The following is a 9,290-nucleotide window of genomic DNA, read 5'->3' on the forward strand; positions in this document are numbered from 1 at the left end:
TGTTTTATGGAAAGATACAACGTACCAGTTGTTGCCTTGACTATGCATCACTTTCACGTAAAAAAAGCAAAAAGGCGGAATAAAGGAGCGCTTCCATGTCACTTTCCGGGCTCATCAGGGCATTACCTAAAGCCGAGTTACATCTGCATATTGAGGGCACACTGACGCCAGAGCGAATGTGGAGTCTGGCGCAACGCCACGGCATTACGCTGCCTTACGAAAGCGTTGACGCTATTACCGACGCGTATCAGTTTTCGGATTTGCAGAGCTTCCTCGATCTTTATTACCAGGGCGCGGATGTGCTGCGCGATGAGCAAGACTTCTATTTACTGATGCAGGACTACCTTGCCTCGTGCAACGCGCAGAATATTGTGCATGCGGAAATTATGTTTGATCCTCAAACGCATACCAAACGCGGCGTGGGGTTTGACGTTTTTATGCCTGGCTTTTTAAAGGCGCTGGAGGAAGCGAAGCAGATGTGGGGCATAACCAGCACGCTAATCATGTGTTTTTTGCGCGACTTACCTGAGTCTGATGCGTTTGACACACTCGCCCAGGCTGAGCCCTGGTACGAGCATATTACGGCTGTTGGGCTGGATAGCGCTGAGGTAGGCAATCCGCCGGAAAAGTTTACAGATGTATTCGCACAGGCTCGGGCGCGGGGCTTTAAGTGTGTGGCCCATGCCGGTGAAGAGGGGCCGCCGGAGTATATTGTGCAGGCGCTTGATGTACTGCATGTTAATCGCATTGATCATGGCGTAAAATGTGAATTGGCACCGGCGCTGATGGCGCGGTTACGGGATAAGCAAATTGCGCTGACCGTCTGCCCGCAAAGTAACCTCAAGTTGTGCGTGATTGACGATATGGCGCAGCACAATATTTTGCGACTGCTTGATGCGGGGCTGTTGGTAACGGTGAATGCAGATGATCCCAGTTATTTTGATGGCGATCTGGTGGCAAACTTTATGGCACTTGAACGCGAACTGGGAATGACCGCAGCACAACTGCGGCAACTGGTTATCAATGGTTTTACGGGCAGCTTTTTGCCTGAAGCGGTGAAAGCCCGCCATATTGCCAGCGTTAATTCAGTATTTGAAATGGCAGGCTAACGCATACTACTGCTGTTGTTGCTGTTGCAGATGAGCCTGCAGACAGGCCACGGAGTCATCGACAACCTGGAGGAAGGCGTCTTTTCGCTGTGCAATACTGTCTACTTCCCCCGCTTTAGCAGCCCGCTCAAACACTTCACAGAAGGCAAACAGACGGCTTAGGCCAACATCACCGCTACTGCCTTTAAGGTAATGGCTGAAATGGCGCACCTGTTCGGCATCGGCCTGGGCAATAGCGCCGGTTAAGCTAGCAGTCGTGCCCTTTATCTGATTAAGAAAGATCGCTACTATATTATCCAACAGTACCTCACTACCAGCCAGTCGCAACAGGGCTGCCTGCCTGTCCCACAGGGGGTATGTCTGACTGTCAAACTGCATAATATCCAGACCCAGTGCCGACATTATTCCTCCTTAAATTAGCAATTAGTCTAACGAAACGGTATTGGTGCTTCATATTGTGCATAGTATAAGCATATACTAATTTTGTTGCTCATCTATTGAGGGATCGATAATAGAGTAACGCCTATACGTGGCGGTATGAAGACTCATACCTGTATTCGGCAGGCCAGTGTGGTTAGCGACATCACTGGGTCAGTAGTAAGAGGGTATGAGGATGCTAAAACTGGAAACCAAACCCCTGAAAGAGTGTCAGGTTCTGATTGTTGATGACGAACTGGTAAGCCAGGAAGTAATATCATCCGCACTGGATAAAATGGTTCAATGTGCAGTTGTAGGCAGTGGCGAAGAGGCCATTGCTTTTTGTCAGCATACTCAGCCAGACCTGATTATTCTGGATTTGGACATGCCTGGGCGTGATGGGCTGTCAGTATGTATGGAGTTAAAGCGTCATGAGAACACTCAGAGTACGCCGGTTATTTTTGTTACTGCAACGCTGGACGTTGAAACTGAAAATAACTGTTGGCGGGTGGGGGCCGCGGATTATGTGTTGAAGCCCGTCACAATGACAACCTTACGTGCTCGCGTCAAAACTCACATACAAAACAAACTACGGATGGAACTGCTTGAAAACCTGACGCTTTACGATCCGCTGACTGGGGTTTATAACCGCTTATATCTGCGTTACGAACTGCCATCAATAATTCGTCAGTTACTGCGTGAGCAGCAATGCCTTTCGATGGTGTTGGTAGATATAGACTTTTTTAAAGCGTTTAATGATACCTATGGCCATTTAGAGGGAGATGCTTGTCTGAAGCAGGTTGCTGAAGCACTAAATCACAGCGTTCACAGGCCGCGAGATGTCGTGATCCGTTTTGGGGGGGAGGAATTCCTTATACTGCTGTCCGATACTGACCTTAACGGGGCATCGCAAAGAGCACAGAAGATGGTGGACAACGTTCGGGAACTAAATAAAGAAAATAAAAAAGGTATAAAAGGAAAGCTAACCCTGAGTGCCGGTGTTGAATGCTGTGACGTTGAGGAGCTCAGAAATAACAAGATTATTGAAGCATTAGGGCGGCTTGATAAAAAGCTCTATAAAGCAAAGGAAGAAGGCAGAAGCCGAGTCTGGAAAATGGCGCTTTCTGAATAAAGCTGGCTGCTTACACCTAATACTCTCTTTTTTTGAAGCGCTTGTCATACCAGCCTTCTAAAGCGATGAAGGCGGCGAGTACTGCTTTTCTCAGACGTCATCTCATGAGCCGTTCGGTACCTGCATGTCGCAATCGACGTATCCGTCTCGCGAACGTCTGTCTGCCTCTACCGTGAACGATATGAACCCTCTCGGTTACAGCACACAAGTAAATTATCGCGCGATGCCGACGCGCTCATTATCAAAGCTGATGATTGCGCCAGTATGCTGAAGTAGCATGCGCTTAGCCGTTGGTCTGGGTCAGTACAATGTTATCAGGCCACAGCTGTCATGGCGCTGCGCATGTCAGAGCGAGTTGAGTGCAGTTTATCCCGGTGCCTGGGGTGATAAATTACACCGGCCTAGAAATTCCTGCCACAACTGCACATGTTCATCCACGGCGCGCTGATACGCGGCAAACCCACTTACGCCATAGTTTTCAATATAGGCACGAAAATCCGGGTGAAAAGCGGGCATCGTTGTCCAGTCTTTATAAAGGGGCGCAAGCTGGTAGTGATAGTCGTTAATCCGACTGCCAACAGGCTGAATTTTTTCGATAAAAAACAGGTAAAATACATTGCGCAGAATTTTGGCCTGTTCAGAGGCCCGGCCATCCGGACAGGCTACCGCAGCAAGTAGCGGTGTCAGCGCCTCGGTGAGGGGCGACAATGTCTGCTTAAGGTAGCGCTGGGTCTGGAACAGTTTAGCGGGCAGGCGTGCCGATGCGGTTTGCTGTAGTTGGCTTTCCAGTTCATTTAACGTAAAAGGCGACAGTGTGCGACGTTCATGCAGATAATGAAGCGCACTGAGTCCGGCCCGCGCATCGCGATTGCCATTTGCCTGTAGCAGGGCTCTGGGCATTGACAGGGCATACTGCATTTCCTGGCCAGACTGAATAAGGTTGGCCCAGACCTGCTGACGCTGCTGGCTTTTTACCGATTTAATGGTAGTTAACCGGGTAGCCAGTGTCGGGTCTGTGCCCCGAAGTCTGGTGATACATTCATCAATGGAGGCAAGCAGTTGCGTTTCATACGCCAGACGCTGAGACGGCTGCTGGGTTTTTCCTACTGCTGTATTGCGCTCGGCGACCAGTGTTCCCAGTTCGCAGTTTTGAAGCGCATAGAACTCGCGCAAATTGACGTTTACCGACGGGATCGCCTGGCGAAGGGAGGCTGACGCGGGGTAGTTTAACGCCGGCCGGTTATCGGGTGTGGGCAATGGCGCCTCAAGAACCCGTGACAGGCGGGTATGATAGTCCTCAACGGCATCTTCCAGCGCACTGCCGCCAAAACACCCGGTCAGCAGCAATGCCGGGAATAGAACAAGCAGGCTGTTACGCAGACGCAACAGCATGAATGCTCCGGCCGCCATCAACATAGATGATCTGGCCGGTGATATAGCGAGCTTTTATCAGAAACAGCGCCGTATCAGCAATATCATCGGGGCTGCCAAGCCGGTTTAACGGAATGCCTGCAAGCATGGCCTGCCGGTCATCCTCATCCATGTCGCGTTCGGGCCAGAGTATAGCCCCGGGTCCAATACCATTCACTCTCACATCAGGGGCGAGTTCTGTCGCAAGCGAGCGGGTGAGTGAAGCCAGTGCCGATTTTGCCATGCAGTAAAGTGAATGCTCTGGCAGGGGCCGGTCGATGTGCATGTCCACCATATTAATAATGACGCCCTCTGTCTTATTGAGCGCACCGGCAACGGCCTGAGTTAAGAAATAGGCACCCTGCACATTACTGCCCATGAGGCTGTGCCAGTCATCCGGCGAGGCCTCATTAAGCGGCGTTGGATAAAACGCTGACGCATTGTTAATCAGCACGTCCAGACGCCCAAAGCAACGCAGGGCGTCCTGACCAAGCCGTTTAACCGCTTGCGGATCGCTCAGATCGGCCTGCAGTGCGGTGGCGGAACCACTGCGCGTGTCATTAAGTGAAGTGACCAGCGTGTCGGCAGCATCAGCAGAATGATGGTAGTGAACAATGACCGCGTAGCCCTGTGCATGCAGGCGGGTGATCAGTGTTTTGCCAATGCGCTTTGCGGACCCGGTCACCAGCGCTACAGGCTGGCCGGCAGAGGTTGAATGTTGCGTCACGGGTGTACTCTCACTTAGTCAGCTGTGCTGGATCTGGGAAATCAGTGATTTTGCCTGATTGGCATAGCCGGATCCAAACAATAATGCGTGATTAAGTATATGGTACAACTGGTAAATTGGTTTACGCGCAGCATAGCCATCTGCTATTGCATGCTCTGAACGGTATCCCTCGTAAAAGGCCTCACCAAAGCCGCCGAACAGCTCTGTCATGGCTAGATCGGTCTCGGCATCCCCCACATAAACCGCCGGATCGTAGAGCACTGGCCCCTTGTTGGTTGCCCCTGCATTCCCTGACCACAAATCGCCGTGCAGCAGCGATGGGGCGGGGTGATGGGAACTCAGTTGCTGATGCACACTGTTAACCAGAACGTCGTTATCCGTAATCATCATGCCTTTGCGACTGAAACGCTCGAGCATACTGCCAATACGTTTCTCGGCAAAAAAGTCTGCCCAGTTTTCATACCAGCCATTTTCCTGCACGCTGGCGCCGATAAAATTATCCTCGTCCCAGCCATAATGAGCATACCCATTGGCCTGATGCAGCCGGGCCACCATTTTTCCCAGCCCGTACAAGGTAGCGGTGTCGACAGACGGCTGAAAACGCAGATGGGATAACACCAGATATTCAATGTCGCGCCCATCCACATGAACATCGCCACAGGCGATTACGCGCGGTACCGACACGCCCTCAATCGCGGCCATTGCCGACAAGCCCTCGGCTTCGCATTTAAGCGGTTTGCTTGCTTCCAGCGGGTGAATTTTGACAAAAAAGCGGTGGCGCTCATCGCGGATCACGAAGCACTGATGGGTATCACCACCGGATGCCATTTTTTGGTGCTGACAGATAAACGGCATGTCGAGGGCTGAAGATATCTGCTCACTGATAAAATGCCACATGGTTGCTGTCACCATATCGAAAACCTTTCTCTCATTATGGTCAATATTTCTGGCTTTACCGAGAATAATTCTGTTGCTGCCAGGATGATTTTGTCCGGATGCGTGCACCGCCATTGCAAGTCACGGGCAAGCCGTTATAATCGCAGCAGAACAGGCGCCTTATACGCTAAAGCTAGTAGCCTGTGTCAGGGCAATGGTAATGCTCTGAAGTAATAACACCCTATGGGGTGTTTTTTATTTTTCGTTTTACAAAACACAATAACAAGTGGCGCAGAGTAGGCGTCACCACTGTCAAGGACAAAACATGCCTGTAATTACGCTCCCCGATGGAAGCCAGCGCGCTTTCGATAACCCTGTTTCTGTACTCGATGTTGCCAGCGATATTGGCCCTGGTCTGGCAAAAGCCACCATTGCCGGTAAAGTGGACGGCGAGCTGGTAGATGCAGTGGATGTGATCGACCACGATGCGGCTTTGCAAATTATTACCGCCAAAGACGAGGACGGACTAGCGATCCTGCGTCACAGCTGCGCGCACCTGTTAGGCCACGCCATCAAGCAATTGTGGCCGGAAACCAAAATGGCCATCGGTCCGGTTATCGACAATGGGTTCTACTACGACGTAGATATGGATCACAGCCTGTCGCATGAAGACCTGCAAAAGCTGGAAAAGCGTATGCTGGAGCTGGCCAAGACCAACTATGAAGTGGTGAAGAACACCGTAAGCTGGGCACAAGCGCGCGAAACCTTTGCCGAGCGCGGCGAGAGCTACAAGATTGAAATTCTGGATGAAAACATCAGTCAGGACGACAATCCGGCGCTATACCACCACGAAGAATACACTGACATGTGTCGTGGCCCGCACGTACCCAACATGAAGTTCTGTCACCACTTTAAACTGATGAAAGTGGCGGGCGCTTACTGGCGCGGTGACAGCGACAACAAAATGCTGCAACGCATTTACGGCACCGCCTGGGCCGACAAGAAACAGCTTAAAGCGTACCTGCAGCGATTAGAAGAAGCCGAGAAGCGCGACCACCGTAAAATTGGCAAGGCGCTGGATTTATTCCACTGGCAGGAAGAAGCACCGGGTATGGTGTTCTGGCACAACGACGGCTGGTCGATTTACACCGAGCTGGAAAAGTTTGTACGTGAAAAACTGCGTGAATACCAGTACGACGAAGTGAAAGGCCCGATGATGATGGACCGCTCACTGTGGGAGAAATCCGGTCACTGGGACAAATACGCCGAGAACATGTTCACCACCGAATCGGAAAAGCGCGAGTACGCGGTGAAACCCATGAACTGCCCGGGCCATGTCCAAATCTTTAATCAGGGCCTGAAATCGTATCGCGATCTGCCGCTGCGTATGGCCGAGTTTGGCTGCTGTCATCGTAATGAGCCATCAGGTGCACTGCACGGGCTGATGCGTGTGCGTGGCTTTACGCAGGACGATGCTCATGTTTTTTGTACCGAAGAACAGATCCTGGATGAGGTCTCAAGCTGTATCCAGATGGTGTATGAAACCTACGCGGCCTTCGGTTTTGAAAAAATTGCCGTGAAGCTGTCGACACGTCCGGATAAACGGGTGGGCTCAGATGATATCTGGGACAAGTCAGAAGCGGCTCTGGCCGAAGCCCTAAAAGCTAACGACATCGAGTTTGACTATCAGCCGGGTGAGGGCGCGTTTTACGGGCCGAAAATTGAATTTACCCTGCATGATTGTCTGGACCGTGCCTGGCAGTGCGGTACCGTGCAGCTGGACTTCTCCATGCCGGGACGCTTAGGCTCAAGCTATGTGGCAGAAGACGGTGAACGTCGTGTACCGGTAATGATTCACCGTGCCATTTTGGGCTCGCTGGAGCGCTTTATCGGTATTCTGACCGAAGAATACGCTGGTTTCTTCCCGTTGTGGCTGGCGCCGCAACAAATTGTGGTGATGAATATCACGGATAATCAGGCCGATTACGCACGTAATTGCGTGAAAAAACTCAATGAATTGGGCTTTAGAGCAAAGTCTGACTTGAGAAATGAGAAGATAGGCTTTAAAATCCGCGAGCACACCTTAAAGCGTGTTCCTTACATGCTGGTGGTGGGTGACAAAGAAATGGAAGCCGGTGAGGTAGCAGTACGTTCCCGCCGTGGTGACGATCTTGGAAAGATGCATCTGGACGCTTTCATCACCCGCGCTCAGCAGGAAGTGGCCGACAAGGCCTGATTTATCAGGAGTACGCACATTGAGGGCCCGCCGCCAGCAATACTGCAAGGGGCGGGCAGACGATTAAAGTTTTTGGAGGAATAGCACATTAAAGGCGCTAACAATAAGGCTCAGGGCGACAAAGCCCGCATTAACGATGATATTAAAGCCAGAGAAGTACGGTTAATTGGCAAAGATGGAGATCAGGTAGGGATTGTAACGCTTACCGAAGCGATGGAGTCTGCTACTGAAGCCTCACTGGATCTTGTTGAAATCAGTCCGAATGCTGAGCCGCCAGTCTGTAAAATTATGGACTATGGCAAGTTCCTCTTCGAAAAAAGTAAAGCTCAGAAAGAGCAGAAGAAAAAACAGAAGCAAATTCAGGTCAAGGAGGTTAAATTCCGCCCTGGCACTGATGAAGGCGATTACCAGGTAAAACTGCGCAACCTGCGTCGCTTTCTTGAAGGGGGTGATAAAGCCAAAGTCACGATTCGCTTCCGCGGACGTGAAATGGCCCACCAGGAGATCGGTATCGAGCTTTTAAATCGCGTTAAAGGCGATTTGGAGGACGTTGCCACTTGCGAGTCTTTCCCACGTCGTGTGGAAGGCCGTCAGATGATCATGGTGCTAGCCCCAAATAAGAAGTAGTAGTGGTCTAAAGTGTTTTTCAGGTTCTGCACCCTTTAAAACCACCCTGCTGCAAATATTAACCGACCAACGGAATTCTGCACTCCACCGGTCGCTATTAACAATGCGGAGTTTTAGCAATGCCTAAAATGAAAACAGTTAGCGGTGCCGCCAAACGTTTTAAGAAAACGGGTTCTGGCCGCTTTAAAAGCAAACAGTCTCACTTGCGTCACATTCTGACCAAGAAGAGCACTAAGCGTAAACGTCACCTTCGTGGCAAAAAACTGGTTCACGACGCCGATACCAAACTGGTTCAGCGTATGCTGCCATACGTTTAAGACTTAAGGAGACTGATTAATGGCTAGAGTAAAACGCGGCACGATCGCACGTGCTCGTCACAAAAAAGTCCTCAAGCAGGCAAAAGGCTACTACGGTGCACGTTCACGTGTATTCCGCGTAGCAGTACAAGCGGTAACGAAAGCTGGTCAATATGCTTACCGTGACCGTCGCAACAAAAAGCGTCAATTCCGTCAACTGTGGATTGCACGTATCAATGCTGCGGCCCGTCAAAATGGTATGTCGTACAGCCGTTTCATCAACGGTCTGAAAAAAGCGTCTGTCGAAATCGATCGTAAGATCCTTGCCGACATCGCGGTACATGACAAAGCAGCATTCAGTGCCTTAGTCGATGCGGCTAAAGGCGCATTAGCTTAATTATTAACTAATTAAGTTTAAGTTCTTTCGGAAAACGGCGAGCCAGGATGGCTCGCCGTTTTT

The 9,290-nt window shown here is 50.8% G+C and carries 10 protein-coding genes; 6 read left to right on the top strand and 4 right to left on the bottom strand.

Annotated elements, in window-relative coordinates:
- Positions 1-95: 95 nt before the first annotated feature.
- Entirely contained in the window at positions 96-1,109 is a 1,014-nt protein-coding gene (locus tag IE054_RS03105; protein ID WP_189403597.1) for an adenosine deaminase, read from the top strand.
- Between the two features lie 6 nt (positions 1,110-1,115).
- Here the strand turns inward: IE054_RS03105 and IE054_RS03110 are convergent, their stop codons facing one another.
- Positions 1,116-1,511, bottom strand: a complete 396-nt coding sequence (locus tag IE054_RS03110; RefSeq protein WP_189403598.1) for an Hpt domain-containing protein — start codon at positions 1,509-1,511, stop codon at positions 1,116-1,118.
- 211 nt (positions 1,512-1,722) lie between these two features.
- Here IE054_RS03110 and IE054_RS03115 point away from each other — a divergent pair, with 211 nt between their 5' ends.
- Complete coding sequence (locus tag IE054_RS03115; RefSeq protein WP_189403599.1) at positions 1,723-2,658, top strand: diguanylate cyclase; 936 nt, start codon at positions 1,723-1,725, stop codon at positions 2,656-2,658.
- Between the two features lie 366 nt (positions 2,659-3,024).
- On the opposite strand, the gene IE054_RS03120 is transcribed toward IE054_RS03115, so the two are convergent.
- From IE054_RS03120 to IE054_RS03130, 3 genes are read right to left on the bottom strand one after another with little or no spacing between them, the layout of a single operon-like run.
- On the bottom strand, positions 3,025-4,050 hold the full coding sequence (locus IE054_RS03120; RefSeq protein WP_189403600.1) for a DUF3080 family protein: 1,026 nt from the start codon (positions 4,048-4,050) through the stop codon (positions 3,025-3,027).
- On the bottom strand, positions 4,031-4,795 hold the full coding sequence (locus IE054_RS03125; protein WP_189403601.1) for a pteridine reductase: 765 nt from the start codon (positions 4,793-4,795) through the stop codon (positions 4,031-4,033). The genes IE054_RS03120 and IE054_RS03125 overlap by 20 nt, the downstream gene beginning before the upstream one ends.
- An 18-nt stretch (positions 4,796-4,813) precedes the next feature.
- The gene (locus tag IE054_RS03130) at positions 4,814-5,806 is read right to left on the bottom strand and encodes a fructosamine kinase family protein (protein ID WP_229804980.1); all 993 of its coding nucleotides are present in this window, start codon (positions 5,804-5,806) and stop codon (positions 4,814-4,816) included.
- Positions 5,807-5,996: 190 nt separating this feature from the next.
- Here IE054_RS03130 and thrS point away from each other — a divergent pair, with 190 nt between their 5' ends.
- The 4 genes from thrS (at position 5,997) to rplT (ending at position 9,227) form a co-directional block, all read left to right on the top strand.
- On the top strand, positions 5,997-7,907 hold the full coding sequence (thrS, locus tag IE054_RS03135; protein WP_189403602.1) for a threonine--tRNA ligase: 1,911 nt from the start codon (positions 5,997-5,999) through the stop codon (positions 7,905-7,907).
- Positions 7,908-7,994: 87 nt separating this feature from the next.
- Positions 7,995-8,534, top strand: a complete 540-nt coding sequence (infC, locus tag IE054_RS03140; protein WP_189403794.1) for a translation initiation factor IF-3 — start codon at positions 7,995-7,997, stop codon at positions 8,532-8,534.
- A gap of 119 nt (positions 8,535-8,653) precedes the next feature.
- Positions 8,654-8,851, top strand: coding sequence for a 50S ribosomal protein L35 (gene rpmI, locus IE054_RS03145; RefSeq protein ID WP_189403603.1), 198 nt, complete (start codon positions 8,654-8,656; stop codon positions 8,849-8,851).
- A 19-nt stretch (positions 8,852-8,870) separates the two neighbouring features.
- Positions 8,871-9,227 (top strand): 50S ribosomal protein L20, encoded by a 357-nt coding sequence (gene rplT, locus IE054_RS03150; protein ID WP_189403604.1) that lies wholly within the window; start codon positions 8,871-8,873, stop codon positions 9,225-9,227.
- The last annotated feature ends 63 nt before the right edge of the window (positions 9,228-9,290 follow it).

The organism is Alteromonas halophila (genome assembly GCF_014651815.1).
GTDB classification, from domain to species: Bacteria; Pseudomonadota; Gammaproteobacteria; order Enterobacterales; family Alteromonadaceae; genus Alteromonas; species Alteromonas halophila.